12 protein-coding genes are annotated in these 17,977 nt (G+C 50.1%); 4 read left to right on the plus strand and 8 right to left on the minus strand.

Translation table 11 applies throughout. From position 1 onward, the window contains the following. Positions 1-143 precede the first annotated feature (143 nt). Positions 144-1,325, plus strand: a complete 1,182-nt coding sequence (gene cqsA, locus ACF8PK_RS01720; RefSeq protein ID WP_392439817.1) for an alpha-hydroxyketone-type quorum-sensing autoinducer synthase — start codon at positions 144-146, stop codon at positions 1,323-1,325. Positions 1,326-1,486: 161 nt separating this feature from the next. On the opposite strand, the gene ACF8PK_RS01725 is transcribed toward cqsA, so the two are convergent. The 4 genes from ACF8PK_RS01725 to cra all read right to left on the minus strand — a co-directional run bounded on the left by ACF8PK_RS01725 (position 1,487) and on the right by cra (position 9,032). After that, a complete protein-coding gene (locus tag ACF8PK_RS01725; RefSeq protein ID WP_392439819.1) occupies positions 1,487-3,538 on the minus strand; it encodes a hybrid sensor histidine kinase/response regulator in 2,052 nt (683 codons plus the stop codon). 139 nt (positions 3,539-3,677) lie between these two features. Further along, positions 3,678-6,719: an SbcC/MukB-like Walker B domain-containing protein gene (locus ACF8PK_RS01730; RefSeq protein WP_392439821.1), complete on the minus strand. Its 3,042-nt coding sequence runs from the start codon at positions 6,717-6,719 to the stop codon at positions 3,678-3,680. Positions 6,720-6,722: 3 nt separating this feature from the next. Then, positions 6,723-7,865: an exonuclease SbcCD subunit D gene (locus ACF8PK_RS01735; protein WP_392439823.1), complete on the minus strand. Its 1,143-nt coding sequence runs from the start codon at positions 7,863-7,865 to the stop codon at positions 6,723-6,725. A 186-nt stretch (positions 7,866-8,051) separates the two neighbouring features. Next, positions 8,052-9,032 carry a catabolite repressor/activator gene (gene cra / locus ACF8PK_RS01740; RefSeq protein WP_392439825.1) on the minus strand — a complete coding sequence of 327 codons (981 nt, stop codon included), beginning with the start codon at positions 9,030-9,032 and terminating at the stop codon, positions 8,052-8,054. A 335-nt stretch (positions 9,033-9,367) separates the two neighbouring features. On the opposite strand from cra, the gene fruB reads away from it, so the two are divergent. The 3 genes from fruB to fruA are packed head-to-tail and all read left to right on the plus strand — an operon-like array spanning position 9,368 to position 13,226. Next, complete coding sequence (fruB, locus tag ACF8PK_RS01745; RefSeq protein ID WP_238820769.1) at positions 9,368-10,501, plus strand: fused PTS fructose transporter subunit IIA/HPr protein; 1,134 nt, start codon at positions 9,368-9,370, stop codon at positions 10,499-10,501. A 10-nt stretch (positions 10,502-10,511) separates the two neighbouring features. After that, positions 10,512-11,465 carry a 1-phosphofructokinase gene (gene pfkB, locus ACF8PK_RS01750; RefSeq protein WP_004728191.1) on the plus strand — a complete coding sequence of 318 codons (954 nt, stop codon included), beginning with the start codon at positions 10,512-10,514 and terminating at the stop codon, positions 11,463-11,465. Positions 11,466-11,483: 18 nt separating this feature from the next. Then, the gene (fruA, locus tag ACF8PK_RS01755) at positions 11,484-13,226 is read left to right on the plus strand and encodes a PTS fructose transporter subunit IIBC (protein WP_004728192.1); all 1,743 of its coding nucleotides are present in this window, start codon (positions 11,484-11,486) and stop codon (positions 13,224-13,226) included. A gap of 170 nt (positions 13,227-13,396) precedes the next feature. On the opposite strand, the gene ACF8PK_RS01760 is transcribed toward fruA, so the two are convergent. The 4 genes from ACF8PK_RS01760 to nrdD form a co-directional block, all read right to left on the minus strand. After that, the gene (locus tag ACF8PK_RS01760; protein ID WP_158108577.1) at positions 13,397-14,047 is read right to left on the minus strand and encodes an ATP-dependent zinc protease; all 651 of its coding nucleotides are present in this window, start codon (positions 14,045-14,047) and stop codon (positions 13,397-13,399) included. A gap of 30 nt (positions 14,048-14,077) precedes the next feature. Then, positions 14,078-15,259: an amino acid aminotransferase gene (locus ACF8PK_RS01765; protein WP_014257360.1), complete on the minus strand. Its 1,182-nt coding sequence runs from the start codon at positions 15,257-15,259 to the stop codon at positions 14,078-14,080. A gap of 72 nt (positions 15,260-15,331) precedes the next feature. Next, entirely contained in the window at positions 15,332-15,799 is a 468-nt protein-coding gene (gene nrdG / locus ACF8PK_RS01770; protein ID WP_004728195.1) for an anaerobic ribonucleoside-triphosphate reductase-activating protein, read from the minus strand. Position 15,800: 1 nt separating this feature from the next. Next, the gene (gene nrdD / locus ACF8PK_RS01775) at positions 15,801-17,921 is read right to left on the minus strand and encodes an anaerobic ribonucleoside-triphosphate reductase (RefSeq protein WP_392439829.1); all 2,121 of its coding nucleotides are present in this window, start codon (positions 17,919-17,921) and stop codon (positions 15,801-15,803) included. Positions 17,922-17,977 lie beyond the last annotated feature (56 nt).

A 17,977-nucleotide genomic window follows, 5' to 3' on the forward strand; every position in this document is an offset into this window, starting at 1 on the left:
TATGGAAAAATAGCAAATCCAATATAACTCAATTTGTCGTTGCTCCCAAAACAATCAATTTTGGCAGGTGAAATTTAATTTAAACGCATCAATATATCCTTTGTCAGCTGGCATTAATGTTTAATTAGAAGGATATTTTCACCATGAAATCTGATGCCAAAAATAATCGGTTACCTGACTCGATTCAGGACCGTTTGAATTTCTTCGTTCGCGATTTAATTGAAAGCAATCAAAACGGTAAACATCTGGTATTAGGAAAGCGCCCCTCCCAAGGTGATATTGTTTTACAAAGTAACGATTACCTCAGCCTTGCCAACCATCCATTGATCAAGGCGCGTTTAAAACAGGCCATTGATACCACGCACGACAGTGTGTTTATGTCGGCCATTTTCTTACAAGATGATGAAACCAAACCTAGCCTAGAGCACCAACTGGCTGAGTTTGTCAATTTCGACTCATGCCTGTTGTCTCAATCCGGCTGGAATGCCAATACGTCGCTACTGCAGACCGTCTGCGCACCGGGCAGCAATGTCTATATCGACTTCTTTGCGCACATGTCGATGTGGGAAGGTGCGCGTTATGCCAATGCGAACATTCATCCTTTCATGCATAACAATTGTGACCATCTGCGCAAACAGATCCAACGTCATGGCCCTGGGCTCATTGTGGTCGATTCCATCTACAGCACCATTGGTACGCTTGCGCCACTGACTGAATTGGTTCATATCGCCAAACAGACTCAGTGCGCCATATTGGTCGATGAATCGCATTCACTCGGCACCCATGGCGATAAAGGCGCTGGCTTAGTGGCGGAATTGGGGCTCTCCGATCAGGTCGATTTTATGACCGCGAGTTTGGCAAAAACATTTGCGTATCGTGCGGGGGTTATTTGGGCAAATAACAACGCGAATCAATGTATTCCTTTTGTGGGCTATCCGGCGATATTCAGCTCGACGATATTACCGTATGAAATAGCCGCATTAGAAGCCACATTAGAGGTCATTAAATCGGCCAACGATCGTCGCAAGAATTTATTTCACAATGCACAACTATTATCACAAGGATTAAATAAAATTGGTATTCACATTCGTAGCCAATCCCAAATTATCGCATTGGAAACAGGCGATGAAAAAAATACAGAAAAAGTCCGTGATTATTTAGAAGACAATGGTGTTTTCGGCGCCGTATTTTGTCGACCGGCCACCTCGAAAACGAAAAATATTATTCGCTTGTCGTTAACCAGTGCCGTCACGGAACAACAGATCGACCGCATTTTGTCGGTGTGTCACAGCGCGGTAAAACGGGGGGATATGATCTTTAAATAAATTGGCCCATCCAATGCTGGGGAGACTTTTCGCATCGGCGGCGTTTTGAATCGGTGACGTTTCGAATCGATAGGATTTCGAATCAACCCACAACACGACTGTCTTTCAAATTGTCTCTCTGCAACGGATGCCCATCTCTAGCTCTGAGCTTCGGCTCAGAGCTAGATCCAATTGGCCAGTTTGCCCAGCAGCTTGTCTTTATCGGCCGGTTTAACGATGTAATCGTTCATGCCAGATTGGTGGATTTTCTCAATTGTCAGCGGGCTGTTATCCCCGGTATGGCCAACAATCGGAATATGGCAGTACGGCTTATTGGAATCCCGAATCACGCGCGTCGCTTCAATGCCATCAATGATCGGCATTTCAATGTCCATCAAAATCAGGTCGAACTCGTTGTGCTCCATTGCATCCAACGCTTGTTGACCATCATTGGCCTGCACCACTTCATAGCCCTGCTTTTCAAGCAGCAACGCTGTGAATGTGCGCAGTGATTGGTTGTCATCTACCACCAGAATACGGCGTTCATATTTCGGTTGTTTGATCGGCACAACATTGTGATCCGGTGCAACATCATCCACCTCAAACAGCAGTTGATCGAGTTCTTTGTCGGTATCGAGCAGCAGTTGACGAATGTCTAAAGGTACGACCCGCAAATGGCGCTCAATATTGATGGGGTATGCGCGTTGCTTGTCGTAAAGGTAAACAATTTTGGCTTCGGTAAAATGCAGTTTGGTTTCCAGCTCGACCAATGACTGCCACTGATCGCCGATCTGCTCTAAATCCAGCAGAATAATGTCGTATTCAAACTCGTACTCTTCACGCGTTAACGCCTCGCTCAGCGTTGCGTGATGTAGGCGAAATCCTTGGTAAAACGCTTTCTCGCTTAGATGTCGGCTCATCAGCCCTTGCGTACCAACATACAACACCGATTTACTTTTCATTAAATCCAGTTTGATGTGCGAGACGCGTTCAGAGTGATATTGAGGAAAACTTAACGTGAACTCCGTCCATTCCCCCAGCACGGAGGCACAACGGATGTTGCCACCGAACGACTTCATCACCTTGCGACAAAACGGCAAACCCAAACCGTAACTGCCATTTTTGCCAAAGGTATAGAAGTCCTTAAAGATGTCATCCAAGCGATCGGGGGCGATGCCCACGCCGTTATCTCGTACGACGATGAGGTTTTCTTGACCCCGAGTGATGAGCGTCACTTCGATATGAAAATGTTCACTGTTCTGATAGTAAAAGGCATTTTTTAATAAGTTGTAGAGGGCAAACTTCAGCAAGGTTTCACTGCCGAAATAGTCAAAATCGTTGATGGCATTGAGCGTGACGGCCTGACGATCCAACGCGCGTTTATACGAGAAGGAATGAAGGGCGTGGTCAACCACCTCTTTGGCCGACAAACGCTTGAATGTTGAGGTCGAGACGCGGTTTTCATCGATAGACGTGAGTAACAGGTCGATGGTTTCGTTCCCGGTGTGGATCACTTCGTCAGCGTTGCCCAAAATTTCATGCAGCAAAGTCAGATCCTGTCCGTCGATGTATGCACCTTGGGTTGGATTGGCCGGCTGTGCGGGCAAAATCGAACGCAGCACATCAACCGACGATTTCAACGCACTGAGCGGGTTGCGCATTTCATGTGCAATCCCGGCGCCAAAGGATTTCGCGATCGACACCTTCGACTCATGCGAGCTTTGGTTTCTGAAATAAAACAGATTCCCGAACACGTATGTGAACAGGAAAATCGGCACATAAGGCCACAAAATGACATGCTGTGGTTCGTAATGTTGCAACCAATACACGGCGCCATACGCCGCCGCGACGGATAACGCAGCTTGCGCCAGCATCACTTTGGTCTCATGAACCAGCAGAATATGTAGGAAGATGGATGCCATGAATGACATCGCCCACACCGTGGACCAATCGTTCATCAACATCATATAGGCAAAGAAGAACGGCAAACAGAAGCCGATCATAAACAGGTAATAGTAAGGTAAGTAGCGCTGCCACAACTTCGGCACTGCGTTTCGAAACACAATGCCGCCAAACAGGCACGAACAGAAACCGCGCAGCAGCAGCGATTCATAGGGCTGCGGAAACACATGCGCCCACACATAGTAGTAAAACGGAAAACCAATAAACCCCATCCACCCCACTAACGTGAGGTTCGGTTCAGCATATTGGTATATTTTCTTTACGACTTCCATGTGCTCTTACCAAACTCGACTCTAATAATTATTCGTATAATTGCATAGTATGATGCAAAGCGTATGACGGTAAGTGACTTTTTTCATGCTTTCTCATAAACAAGTAGCACAAAGCAAACCACATGCCTACTACAACCAGTTAGGCCACCAATTTGATCGAACTGCCACGACCGCTGGTTTCCACGTCCAACCTGAGTGCAATTTGTTCTTTCAACTCAGTCACATGCGAGATAATGCCAATCGTTCGGCCGCCCTGTTGCAGATCAACCAACGTTTGAATCGCCAGATCGAGTGACTCCGGATCCAAGCTGCCAAAGCCTTCATCAATAAACAGTGTGTCGAGGCGAATACCCCCGCTGTACGACTGCACCACGTCCGACAGCCCCAAAGCAAGCGACAACGCAGCCATGAATGATTCACCGCCGGATAGCGTCGCCACATCGCGCCACTTTCCGGTGTAACCATCTTCAACCATCAAATCGAGGCCAGACCCTGCATTCCCTTTTGCGCGCTCTTCCTTACGTTTAAGCAAATAGCGGCCTTTACTCATTCGCTGCAAACGTTGAGAGGCTTGAATCAACACGTCATCAAGCAAGACGCCGAGTACAAAACGGTGCAAACTCACTTTCGCGCCGGTGCGACCATTGGCAATGTCACTTAACGTGCCGTAGACCTGATACGCTTTATCCAGTTCTGCATTTTTCGCGTACAACTGCGCCAGCTTCTGCTCGACCTGATTGAGGCTGTCCATGCGAGAAAGATGCACTTTCAACGCGTTAAACGCGCTATTCACCGCATCCTGTTGCACGGTAAGCGACGCTTCCAATTGCGTTATTTGCGGTGGCGTTTGGTCTGCCAGTGCCTGTGTCAGGCTGTCCAATTTGCCTTTCAACGTGGCCAAGCTTTCATCGTAACGGCGCACTTGTTCATCCAACGCCGCCAATGCGGCTTCATCCAACCTTGCGGCCAGATACGCTTCAGGATCGGCAAACGCCGTTGCACTGAGCGCCTGTTGCCATTGCACTTGCGTGCGTTGCTGCTCTTTGTCCCACGCTTGGTGCTGCTCGTTTGCGCTGCTCAGCGCCGCCAGCGCCGACGCACGTTGGTTCTGCGCTGTATTGAGCGCCGCGCGAGTTTGCTGCTCCGCTTCCACCAACGCTTTGACTTGTTTTTGAACCTGGCTGTATCGCTGGCGCACTTCGTCCACGGTCTTGAAATCGGATGTAATGTCGCGTTGCAGATCATCCACACGCGTTTGCGCTTCCGTCATCGCTTTCTCTGCTGTTTGACGTGCGGCATGGTGCGAATCCAAGGTGAGCTTCGCAGCGGCAAGGTTTGCTTCCAATTGCAGCAATTGCTGTTCAATCTGCGCAGGATTAATCGCGGACAAACGCGCGATTTCATCCGTCAATAGTTGTTGCTGATGCTGCAGTTCCGCCAGTTCCGCAATCGACTTTTCTTGCAGCGCGGTTTCTAACTGCGTCACATCTTGTTTGAGATGATGGTGCTCTGCGGCCATGGCCTCGTGCTGCTTCAACGCTTGCGTTTCTGCATTTGCAGCCACTTGTTGACGTTCACGCGCCTGTTGAACCTGTTCTTTTGTGACAACGTCACCAGAAAACTGTGCCAGATTCGGATGTGAATGACTGCCACATACCGGACAGGCATCGCCATCCTGAAGAATTTTTGCGAGTTCCGCCGCTTGATTGGTGTGCCACACGTATTCGCACTGATCCGCTTGTTGTTTGGCCAAGCGCGTCTGCTCCGTCGCCTCACGATACGCCGTTTCAGCGCGCGCCAACAGTTTGGCTTTCTCACTCAGTTGTTGGATGAGCAGGTTCAGGCGTGTGCGTCGTTCAATGTGGTCATTGACCAGATTCAAACTGGCGCGCTTGCTGTCGAGTGACGCAAACTGCAGTTGCGCCGCTTCTTTCTCGCTGCGCTTTGTCACAATCTGTTCTTCAAGCGATTTCAGCCCTTGCTCCGCTTGTTGAAACGCTTGCTGAATCCCGGCCAACGTTGACGACGCCTGAGTCAACTCTTTCTGCCACCTATCCAGCTCAGCAAACTTTTTGCCTGTGATTTCAAGTTGATGAAGCTGCGTATTGAGCGCATCCACTTGCTCGGCGTTTTTCAGCGCAGCCTGATAAGCCACGTCCGCGTTCGCAACCTGTGTTTCCGCCAGAGCAACAGCGTTGGTTTTCTCCGCAACAGCGGTTTGCGCCAACGTAAACTGCTTTTCAGCACTGCGCAGTTCGTTAAACGGCGAATCGAGACGCGCCGCCTGCAGCGCCTGCTGTTTGCGAGCGCGAATCGCATCCATCTCACTTTGCTTTGCTAATTCAGCGTGCAACGTGGTATCGAGCGTCGCTTTCTGGCTGAATTTTTGTTGCAGATCTAATGCAGCCGTGTGTTGCTGCTTTAATGCGTCCAGAGCTTTTTGCGCCGTTTGATACGCTTCATCCGCCGCTTTCAGCACAGGGGCCAGCTTCGTCTTTTCTTCTTGCAGCGCTTCTTCCGAGCTGACCGAGACTACATCTAGCGCGCCTTTAATTTGATTATCAAATTCGTCTTTTTCTTTGCGAATGCCCGCCGCACGCTCAAACAAGGTGCGTTCAATTTGCGTATAAATGTGCGTTTGGAAGAGCTGACCAAAGATCTGCTCACGCTCTTTTGAATTGGCAATCAACAGTTCACGGAATTTGCCTTGCGGAATCACCATCACTTGGCGGAACTGTTTCACGTCCAAACCAATCAGATCCACCATGGCTTTCGCGACCGGATTAGGGCGATTCGCAATCAGCTTTTCTTCCCCATCCACCCACTCACACAATGTCGCGCTGTGGGCTTTTTTGGTGGTGCCTTCTCCGCGTTTTTTCGGCACGTCTTGATCCGGGCTACGAGTCACGTTAAACACACGCCCGCCCAGTTCAAAGCTAAATTGAATTTCGGTGATCACCCCTTCGTCGGCGTAGTCACAACGCATTTGGTCGCCCGTACGTTCGCTGCCAGTAGTCTCGCCATACAAAGCGTAACAAATAGCGTCGAGAATCGAGCTTTTACCCGCGCCCGTTGGGCCATTGATCAAAAACAGCGGCGCGTGCCCCAGTTGGGTAAAGTCGACCACTTCTTGCGACGCAAACGGGCCGAATCCTTGCAAAGTCAGTTTAATCGGGCGCATAAATCAATGTTGCTCCGCTTGCTTGAGAGACTGAATCACGTCGGCCATGGCCGATTCTTGTTGCTCAGTGAGCGCTTCTTGTTTTGCTTCAAGGAAGAAATCGCGGAACATGTCCATTTCACCGCGTGCCAAACGTGCGCGGCCCATTTCCTGATCCACACCAATCAGCATGCCCGGTTTTTCGAGGTGCAAGACGTTGGGATAGACCTTTCGCAACTTATCCATCGGATCCAAAATCGCGTGTTTGTCTTGCAAACGCACCAACAAGTAATCGTGATGGTGGGGGTCAGTTTTCCCCTGCGCCAACAAGTCATCCAGTTCACCTTCGATGATGCGCATGTCGTGTGGCGCATTCAGCGGAATATGCTGCGCAGACACAAAACCGGCGTCGTTGAGTTCCACCAATGTCATGCCTTTTTTCTGATGCTGCTCGGAGAAACTGTATTTCATCAACGAGCCAGAATAGCGGATATGCGCTTCACCTTTTTGCTGTGGCTGATGCAAATGCCCTAACGCCACGTAGTCAAAGCTCGAAAAATGCTCATGATTGACCCGATCGGAACCACCAATCGACAGCGGTCGCTCTGACTCGGATGCCATCGCCCCATCCACAAAGCAGTGGCTGATTAATACGTGACGTTGTGACGGATTCAGTTCCGCTTTGATTTGCTCGCACAGAAACTGATGCGCGTCATCATGGGTGGTGACGCTGGTTTGGTAGTGATGACGAACCTGCTCTGGGTCGTTGTAAGGCATGCCATAAAACGCCACTTCTCCCGCTTGCGGCGAGGATAAAACCACGGGCGTCATCATCTGTTCAAAATCGCTGATGATGTGCAAACCCGCATTTTTCATCTGTTTGGCGGCAAAACCAAGGCGCTTGGCACCATCATGGTTGCCCGGAATCACAATCATCGGAATCGACAATTCCGTACAAATGCGGCTGACCACGTCATCCAACAGTTCAATCGCAATGGTCGGCGGTACAGAACGGTCATACACATCCCCTGCCACAATGACGGCATCAACGGGATTATTTTCTAAATAATCAATTAATTGATTGAGGACGTAACGCTGATCTTCTAGAAGAGACACATTGTGAAATTGGCGACCTAAGTGCCAATCAGAGGTGTGAAGAAACTTCATTCCTAGCCTGTTGAACGAATATCTATGAGTAATTTGTGCTTATGATACTCGTTTTGACTGGAAATGCGATGCATGAAGGGAAAAGATTGAAGATAGATCGTCCCCTGCGGCACTAGGTGTCGCTGGGTTTCAATGCTCAAGGGGCGTCAATGACTAAACATTCACGCCCAAGGTTGCGCGATGTGATCAAGCGCGAACTTTTAAGCGACGCGGCACCAGTTCCACCCCCGTCTGATAACGTTTTGCAGAAGCGTTCAGCGCCAGCGCTAGCGCACTATCCGCAATGACTTCAAATTGCTGTGGCAGTGAGTTGATTTTAAGCGGCAGAAAGTCGAGCAAGCGATTATCACCAAAGGTTGCTAAACGGACGTTTTGCATTAATGCCGGATGTGCCAACAGTACATCTAAAATCCCCTCAAGCAGCGTGTAAGATGTTGCCACCACCGCATCAGGTACATCACCCGCAGCCACCCATTGTTCAAACACGCGGCGGCCTTCGTTCCGGTTAAAGTGCTCCCCATAGCCCACTTTCGCGGCGATTTGATTAACCTTTAACGCAGACTCAAACCCCAACTGACGTTCTTGGGAGATATTCAGTTCAGGAAGTGCGCCCACCAACCCGACCGTTTTGACGCTGGCATTGAGCAGTGAATTGGTCAGCTCAAATGCCGCACCAAAATCTTCGCTAATCACACAGGCGAAATATTCATCATCCAACGGACGGTCAATGGCGATCACCGGCGTCCCTGAGTTTTGCATTTTCAGATAGAACTCGCTGGCATTGGGTATCGTGCTGGCGACAAACAGCGCATCGATTCGACGTGACACCAAGGCATCCGCGACACTCATTTCGGTTTCAGGATCGTCATCAGAACATGCAATCAGAATTTGATAGCCAGCTTTGCGCGAATTCTGCTCGAGCAATTTCGCGAGTTTGGCATAACTGGTGTTTTCCAAGTCGGGAATGATCAAACCAAAAGAGCGACTGTTTCCTGCCCGCAACGCTGATGCGGCGTGATCGGGGCGGTAATTGTGCGCATCCACCACCGCCATGACCTTTTGCTGTGTCTTTTCGCTAATTCGATATTTATGTGCCTTGCCGTTGATCACATAGCTTGCGGTCGTTTTCGACACACCAGCCAACTTAGCAATTTCATCTAGTGTCATATCCAGTACTCAGGTTATGTGCGGCGGATCATAGAAATAACCTTTCGATCCTTGATGGTGTTGAATTATACGCTGAATCGATTCAGTATTGAAGCTGAAAGGATTCAGCAAAATCTCAAATTGATAGCGATGTCGAGTTTTTGGAGCTTTTAGCTTTTTTAAACTACACCTATAACAGCAAATGATTTCGCCGGTTGGTGGTTTTGCTGAATTTTTTGAACTAAATGCTGAACCGATTCAGCAAGTATTATAAAGCAGGGTAACACCTGACACCGCAATTGCCATGCGGTGACAACAAAAAACGCCGTCACATGGCGTAATAAAAGGGGCCAAACATGCTGCAACTCTCTCAAAACGACATCCGACTGGCGCAAGCACAGTCAAACAAGTTGGATGCCATCCGCTCAATCGCTGCTGATCTCGCGGCCAAAGGTTTAGTCGAGGCAGGCTACGTCGAAGGCATGCTTAACCGCGAAGCACAAAACTCAACCTTTTTGGGCAATGGTATTGCCATCCCCCACGGCACAACCGACACCCGTGATCTCGTGAAAGAAACAGGCGTCGCTGTACACCACTTCCCTGCGGGGGTGGATTGGGGCGACGGCAACACGGTTTACGTGGCTATCGGCATCGCTGCAAAATCAGATGAACACTTGGGCATTCTGAAACAGTTGACCAAAGTTTTGTCTGCAGATGGTGTGGAAGAGAAGCTGAAACAAGCGAAAACCGAAAACGACATCATTGCCCTGCTGAACGGCGACGTGCAATTTGACGCTGATTTTGATGCCTCATTGATTCAATTGCTGTTCCCAGCAAGTGACATGGTGCAAATGAGCGCCGTGGCTGGCGGCCTGCTGAAAAATACTGGTTGTGCTGAAGCAGAATTCGTTGCGGATTTGGTCACCAAAGCGCCGACACATCTGGGTAAAGGCTTGTGGCTGGTCAGCAGCAATAAAGCAGTCAAACGCACCGGCATGTCTTTTGTTTCCACGGCGAACGATTGCGAATACGACGGCGTTGCGGTGAAAGCGCTGATTGCGTTTGCAGCATGTAACAGTGCGCACCAAGCGTTCCTCAACAAAATCTCAGACATCGTATTCAAACAACAGCAAGAAAAACTGCTGAGCGCCTCAGCTGAAGCGCTGGTTGCCCTATTCACACAGGATGAACAAGACGCCCCTGCGGCTGCCGGTGAAGGCAATGTGGCCGTCTTCAAAATCAAAAACTCGCACGGCCTTCATGCTCGCCCAGGCGCGATGTTGGTGGCTGAAGCGAAGAAATTCGAATCAAACATTAAAGTCTCTAACCTTGATGGTGACGGCAAAGCAGTGAACGCGAAGAGCTTGATGAAAGTGATCGCGCTCGGCGTAAAACACGGTCACCAACTGCAATTTACCGCAGAAGGCCCAGATGCAGCACAAGCGCTGGAATCGATTGGCGCAGCCATCAATTCTGGCCTCGGTGAGTAGGGAGCGCGACATGACAAATAAAGTCGTCACCATCACGCTGAACCCAGCGCTGGATCTAACCGGTAGCCTAAGCACGCTCAACGTTGGCTCCGTCAGCTTGGTCAAAGAAGGCAACCTTCATGCCGCGGGTAAAGGGGTGAACGTTGCCAAAGTGCTGAGCGATCTCGGTGCAGAAGTCACCGTGACCGGTTTCCTTGGTCGTGATAATCAAGAAATGTTCTGCCAACTGTTTGCTGACATGGGCGCAAATGACCAATTCGTTCGTATCAATGGCGCAACGCGCATCAACGTCAAACTGGTAGAAGCCAGTGGTGAAGTGAGTGACATCAACTTCCCCGGCATTCAAGTGTTGCCAGAAGACATTGCCGTGTTTGAACGCACACTGATGGCATTGGCCGAAGAGCACGAATACTTCGTCATGGCCGGTAGCTTGCCCTCTGGCGTGTCGCCTGAGTTGTGTGCCTCGTGGATTGAAAAACTGCACAGCATGGGCAAAAAAGTGTTGTTTGATAGCAGCCGCGATGCGTTGGCTGCTGGCCTCAACGCGCAACCTTGGTTGATTAAACCAAACGACGAAGAGCTTTCTCAATTCGTGGGGCGTGAACTGCATACCCCACAAGAATGCCGCAGCGCTGCCGAACATCTGGCCGACAAAGGCATCGAGAATATTGTTGTGTCCATGGGTGCAGACGGCACCATGTGGTTCAACCAAGGCGTATGGCTTCATGCGAAGCCGCCTCGTATGTCTGTCGTCAGTACCGTAGGTGCGGGCGATACACTGGTGGCCGGTTTATGCTGGGGCCACATGCAAGCGATGAATAAAGAAGAACTGATCACGTTTGCCACTGCCCTCTCTGCCCTTGCGGTTACGCAGGTGGGTGTCGGTGTGCCAAACGCTGAACAATTAGTCACCCTACAACAACAAATCCAATTACAACCCGTTAGTGTTGCCGCTAACGACTAAGGACAGAAGGTCGCATCTATGAATATTGCCATTATTACTGCATGCCCGAGCGGCGTTGCAAATAGCATTATCGCTGCTGGTCTACTAGAACAGGCAGCCAAATCCCTGAACTGGACAGCCGCGGTGGAATGCCATTCATCCGTGCTGGAAGGACACACCCTCACTGATGCCGAAATTGCGGCAGCGGAACTGGTGATTGTCGCGGCAAACACGCCCGTCGACACCACACGCTTCGTGGGCAAAAATGTCTACCAAAGCGACATTTCAGCGTGCACCAGCGATCCTGTCGCGTACCTGAAAGCCGCAGCGGAGCAAGCCAGCGAACTGTCTGCTTCGGCGGCAACCACGTTTGCAGCGCCAGCGGCGTCTGCACCGGAAAGCGCCAAGAAGATCGTCGCCATCACCGCTTGTCCAACGGGTGTCGCGCATACGTTCATGGCGGCAGAAGCCCTGGAAGAAGAAGGCAAACGTCGCGGTTACCAAATTAAAGTGGAAACTCGCGGCTCAGTTGGGGCAAAAAACCAACTGACTGACCAAGAAATTGCCGATGCTGATTTGGTCATCATCGCAGCCGACATCGAAGTTCCTCTGGATCGTTTCAACGGCAAGAAAATGTACCGCACGAAAACAGGTCCTGCGCTGAAGAAAACTGCTGAAGAGATGGACAAAGCGTTCGTACAAGCCACGGTTTATCAACACGCGGGTTCAGCCAATGCGTCTGCTGCAACTGAAGAGAAAAAAGGCGTCTATAAACACCTGATGACCGGCGTGTCACACATGCTACCTGTGGTGGTTGCTGGTGGTTTGATCATCGCACTCTCCTTCGTATTCGGTATCGAAGCGTTTAAAGAAGAAGGCACACTGGCTGCTGCGTTGATGTCCATCGGTGGTGGCTCTGCTTTCGCACTGATGATTCCGGTGCTTGCTGGTTACATTGCGTTCTCCATCGCTGACCGTCCGGGCCTTGCTCCGGGTTTGATCGGCGGTATGTTGGCAAGCTCCATTGGCTCTGGCTTCTTGGGCGGTATCGCAGCAGGTTTCATCGCGGGTTACTCTGCAAAATTCATTGCTGATAAAGTGCAACTTCCACAATCCATGGAAGCCTTGAAACCTATCCTGATCATTCCGTTCCTCGCCAGTTTGGTCACAGGTTTGGTGATGATCTACGTTGTCGGTGGCCCGGTTGCTGGCATCATGTCTGCCATGACCGAGTTCCTCAACAACATGGGTTCAGCGAACGCGGTGTTGCTGGGTGTAATTCTTGGCGCCATGATGTGTTTCGACTTGGGTGGCCCTGTAAACAAAGCAGCATACACCTTTGGTGTGGGCCTACTGGCATCACAAACTTACGCGCCAATGGCTGCCATCATGGCTGCTGGCATGGTGCCTGCGCTGGGTATGGGCTTAGCCACCTTCTTGGCTCGCGATAAGTTTGAACCAAGTGAACGTGAAGCGGGTAAAGCCTCTTTTGTTCTGGGTCTGTGCTTTATCTCTGAAGGCGCGATTCCATTTGCAGCGAAAGACCCAATGCGCGTGATTCCATCGTGCATGGTGGGTGGTGCACTGACTGGTGCGTTGTCTATGCTGTTCGGCGCCAAACTGATGGCACCACACGGCGGCCTGTTTGTACTGCTGATTCCAAATGCGATCAGCCCAGTATTGATGTACTTGGTGGCGATTGCCGCAGGTACGGTAGTGACTGGTGTCGGTTACGCATTCCTGAAGTCTCGCGCTCAAGCCAAAGCCGCAGTGACTGCATAATCTTGATGAATTAAGCCAATCACCGATCTTGGCTAGCCAGTGAGTGACGCTCCTCTCACTGGCTTTTTTATTGGTTTCAATCCCCCACGCCGCCCCCTCGCGTAAATGGCGGCCATGAAAAAGCCAGCATCTCTGCTGGCTTTTCTTTTTGCTTCGCGTGTATCGCTCGCTTATTTGTGTTTCGGCTGCACGTATTGACGGCCAACATCTACCACCGCAACATCTTTAAAGAAGCTACGTCCCAGCAAAACTGGGAAGGTTAAGTGCGTGCGGTCGGCCAGCGTGAATTCGGTTTTCTCTTTCAGGTCACCAATTTCAATCCATGCCATCACAATAGCGCGGCGCTGTGTGCTGTCGGAGCTCGACTGACGAATGTGCACCCAACGCTCAACGGGCAGGCTCACTTCTTCACTTTTAATGCCGTCATGTTCGATACGGAATTTCACCCAATCTTTACCATCGCGCTCAAATGGCGTGATATCGACGGCACTGATGGACGATGTGGTTGCGCCTGTATCAATGCGTGCACGAAAGGTTTCTTTCAACCCCGGAACATAGACCCACTCTTTTTCACCTAAAATGAGTTTACCATCCGATGTTTTCGTCGCTTTCAGCACCACGACTTCTTTCTTCACTGATTGGGTTTCTGATTTCTTACCGGCCTTATCCTTGGCGCTCTCGGTTGCTTCCTGCTTAGGTTGTTCAACTTGAGTCTGTTCCTTCTTCTCTGCATCCGCCGTACGCTCGGTTGGTGTTGTCGCACACGCAACCAGACCGCCACTCAGCATCAAAGGAACCAGGAGTTTCCATTGTTGTTTCATTCATTCACCTAATCAAACTGCTAACTAACGTTATGAGACTTTAACTATCGCATCCGCCACATAAGGAATGTCTTTCTCCGTCAGACCTGCAATATTGATGCGGCCATCTGCCACACCGTAAATACCGAACTCTTCGCGTAAACGTGCCATCTGTTGTGGCGCGAAACCGAGGACAGTAAACATGCCCTTATGGCTTTCGATGAAGTCAAATTGTGACGTATTGTGTTGATTTCTCAACTCTTTACATAAGGTTTGACGAAGGCTTAACAAACGTTGTTGCATTTCACTCAGCTCTTGCTTCCAGATGGTTGTTAGCTGTTCGTTTTGTAACACCGTTTTGACAAGCGCCGCGCCGTGGTCCGGTGGCATGGTGTAAGTCGAGCGAGCCAGCGTCAACATTTTACCGCGCGCATTGGCGACATCGTTGGCCGTTTTGCCCAGCACGATCGCCACGCCCGTGCGTTCACGATACAAACCAAAGTTCTTCGAACACGATGACGTCACCAACATCTCTTCGACATGGCTCGCCATGTGACGTAGCCCTTTCGCGTCGTCGTCCAGACCATCACCAAATCCTTGATAAGCAATATCCACAAACGGAATGAACCCGTTTTTCTGCGACAGCGCGGTGATCGCTTGCCAAGCAGCAAAGTCGATATCTGCACCGGTTGGGTTGTGACAACAGCCGTGCAACAGCACCACATCTTTCGGGCCCGCGTGCGCGAGATCCGTCAACATGCGTTCAGTGTCGACCATCTTGGTCTCGCGACTGAAATAAGCGTAGTACTTCACTTTCAAGCCTGCCGCTTCCATCACCGGTTTGTGGTTCACATAACTCGGATCCGTGAGCCAGACCGTTGTTTCAGGTTGTGCCACACGCATAAGATCGCCCAACATACGCAGCGCACCACTCGCACCCGGGGTTTGAATGGCAGTCACACGTTCTGTGACTAACGATTCCCCCAGCACAAGATTGAGCATGCTGCGGTTAAACTCTTCACAACCGGCAAGGCCGACATAGGATTTGGTTTTCTGCGTGGCGACGACCCTATCTTGCGCTTGTTGAACCGCGCGCATGATGGGCGTTTCGCCTTGGCTATTTTTGTACACACCGATGCCGAGATCGACCTTTTCAGGACGAGGATCGTTTCGGTAAGCGACGGAAAGAGAAAGAATGGGATCTAACGTTGGTGTTGGTAAATGGGAAAACATGAAAGTCACAACCCTTTGAAATTCATCGTGACTTTCAGTAAACACTAGATAGGTAAAAACCTAAAGGTTTTTTTACAATTTGAAGTGGTGGATCACCTGATTGCTGCTGCCACGCCAGTGAAGGCTTGGGTCAGCCAGCTCTTTTTCGAACTTACCATCAATCAGTACGTCGATCAGGTCAACCAGCTCACGCTGTTCTGCACTCAATTCTGCCAACAGGTAACCCGTCCAGAGCCAGATATCTTTGCCCGGACACTCGCTTTTGACCCGCTTGACCAACTTCAACACCGATGCCACGTTTTGCGGATGCAGTGGATCGCCACCAGACAGCGACAAGCCACGACGTGGAATGCGGGTATCGTTGAGGTCATGGATGATTTGGTCTTCCAATGCTTGCGTAAATGGATGACCCGAATCCAACGACCAAGTACTTTGATTGTAACAACCGCGACACTGATGAACGCAGCCGGAAACGAACAGCGTGCAGCGCGTTCCCAGCCCGTTAACCACATCAATCGGATAGTATTGATGATAATTCATATTACAGATGTTTCACTCGACGTTTCACTTCTTCTTGTTTGCCGACGTTGAATGGACGTGCATCCGGGCTACCCAAGTAACCACATACACGACGAATCACCGACACTTTGCTTGGCTCATGGTTGCCGCATTTCGGACACACAAAGCCTTTGCTGGTACAGTCGAATTCACCGGTGTAACCACACTCGTAGCACTCATCAATCGGCGTGTTGGTGCCGTAATAAGGAACGCGGGTGTAGCTGTAATCCCAGACGTTTTCCAACGCTTCAACGTTGCGTTGCATGTTCGGGAACTCACCGTAACAAATGAAACCACCACTTGAGATGTGTGGGTACGGCAATTCGAAATCGATCTTGTCGTATGGGTTCACTTTTTTCTCAACATCCAAGTGGAAGCTGTTGGTGTAGTACCCTTTATCGGTCACACCAGGAATCACACCGAACTCTTTGGTATCAATGCGGCAGAAGCGGCTGCACAAGTTTTCACTTGGTGTACCGTACAAGCTAAAGGCGTAGCCTGTTTCTTCTTTCCATGTGTCGACCGCTTCACGCAGTTTACGAATGATGTTCACCGCGTGTTCACGCAGTTCGCTGTCATCAAACACGTGTTTTCCTTGGCCAAACAACGCGTTCATGGTTTCATGCACACCGATGTAGCCCAATGAAATCGACGCACGACCGTTTTTGAAGATGTCCGCAATCGAGTCGTTCGCATTCAGGCGCACGCCACACGCACCTTCCATATAAAGGATTGGCGCCACACGTGCTTTGACATTTTCCAAGCGGTGGATACGGGTTTCCAATGCGCGACGTGCCAGTTTGAGTTTTTCATCCAACAACTCGTAAAACTTGTTGAGATCGCCTTTCGCACGAATCGCAATACGCGGTAGGTTCAAACTCACCACGCCCAAGTTGTTACGGCCTTCATGAACCAATTCTCCGTTCTCTTCAAACGTGTTCAAGAAGCTACGACAACCCATTGGCGTTTTGAATGAGCCAGTGACTTCGACCACTTTGTCGTAGTTCAGAATGTCTGGGTACATGCGTTTGGTTGCGCAATCTAGTGCCAATTGTTTGATGTCGTAGTTTGGATCGCCCGCTTTATGGTTCAGACCATCTTTGATGGCAAATACCAATTTAGGGAACACGGCCGTTTTACGGTTTTTGCCCAAGCCCGCAATGCGGTTTTTCAGGATCGATGTTTGGATCAAACGCGATTCCCAGCTGGTGCCCAAACCAAACCCCAGTGTCACGAATGGTGTTTGGCCGTTCGCGGTGTGCAGGGTGTTTACTTCGTATTCCAGTGATTGGAACGCGTCGTAACACTCTTTCTCAGTGCGTACTTTGGCAAACTCTTCCGGATCGCGAATGTCCCACTCTTTCGCAATCGCCAGATGTTTTTGGTAACTGGCAGAGACGTAAGGTGCCAGCACTTCATCAATGCGGTTGATGGTTGTGCCGCCGTAAATATGGCTCGCCACTTGTGCGATGATCTGCGCAGTAACAGCCGTTGCGGTCGAAATGGATTTCGGCGTGTCAATTTCCGCGTTACCCATTTTGAAGCCGTGTGTCAGCATGCCTTTTAGATCAATCAACATACAGTTGAACATCGGGAAGAACGGCGCGTAATCGAGATCGTGATAATGCAGGTCGCCCTCTTCGTGCGCTTGAACGATGTCACGCGGCAGAATGCGAGTTTTCGCATAGTGCTTGGCCACGATACCCGCCAGAAGGTCACGTTGAGTCGGGATAACTTTACCGTCTTTGTTCGCGTTTTCGTTGAGCAGATCCGCATTGCTCTCTTGAATCAGGCCTTCGATCTCCTGCGTCAGTTTGCTCTGCTTCTCTCGTGCCACGTCGCGGTCATGTCGGTACTCGATGTATGAACGAGCTAATGCTTTGTACGGCCCTTGCATTAGCTCGTTCTCTACCAGTGTCTGAATTTCTGCGATTCGAACTTCTTCGTACTCTTTGAGTTTGAGTTCGACTGCCAATGCAACATTCAATGCGTAAATCGCGATTTCACTGTTGACTTCTTCCGCTGCACTTTCGACTGCAGCTTGGATACGATCTCGGTTAAACGGGGCTTTTGAGCCATCACGTTTGATTACGATAGGTTTCACCTTTTCTCCTTACCCCAGCATATTCACAGGATTATCCACAAATACACTATATAGGG

It is taken from the genome of Vibrio sp. CJQ_6 (assembly GCF_043106745.1).
GTDB lineage: Bacteria > Pseudomonadota > Gammaproteobacteria > Enterobacterales > Vibrionaceae > Vibrio > Vibrio furnissii.

Coding starts and splice junctions, on each gene's coding strand:
- ACF8PK_RS01725 (WP_392439819.1), bottom strand. CDS start 3,538: ATGGAAGTCGTAAAGAAAATATACCAATATGCTGAACCGAACCTCACG.
- ACF8PK_RS01765 (WP_014257360.1), bottom strand. CDS start 15,259: ATGTTTTCCCATTTACCAACACCAACGTTAGATCCCATTCTTTCTCTT.
- nrdG (WP_004728195.1), bottom strand. CDS start 15,799: ATGAATTATCATCAATACTATCCGATTGATGTGGTTAACGGGCTGGGA.
- fruA (WP_004728192.1), top strand. CDS start 11,484: ATGAATATTGCCATTATTACTGCATGCCCGAGCGGCGTTGCAAATAGC.
- pfkB (WP_004728191.1), top strand. CDS start 10,512: ATGACAAATAAAGTCGTCACCATCACGCTGAACCCAGCGCTGGATCTA.
- ACF8PK_RS01760 (WP_158108577.1), bottom strand. CDS start 14,047: ATGAAACAACAATGGAAACTCCTGGTTCCTTTGATGCTGAGTGGCGGT.
- ACF8PK_RS01735 (WP_392439823.1), bottom strand. CDS start 7,865: ATGAAGTTTCTTCACACCTCTGATTGGCACTTAGGTCGCCAATTTCAC.
- ACF8PK_RS01730 (WP_392439821.1), bottom strand. CDS start 6,719: ATGCGCCCGATTAAACTGACTTTGCAAGGATTCGGCCCGTTTGCGTCG.
- cra (WP_392439825.1), bottom strand. CDS start 9,032: ATGACACTAGATGAAATTGCTAAGTTGGCTGGTGTGTCGAAAACGACC.
- fruB (WP_238820769.1), top strand. CDS start 9,368: ATGCTGCAACTCTCTCAAAACGACATCCGACTGGCGCAAGCACAGTCA.
- cqsA (WP_392439817.1), top strand. CDS start 144: ATGAAATCTGATGCCAAAAATAATCGGTTACCTGACTCGATTCAGGAC.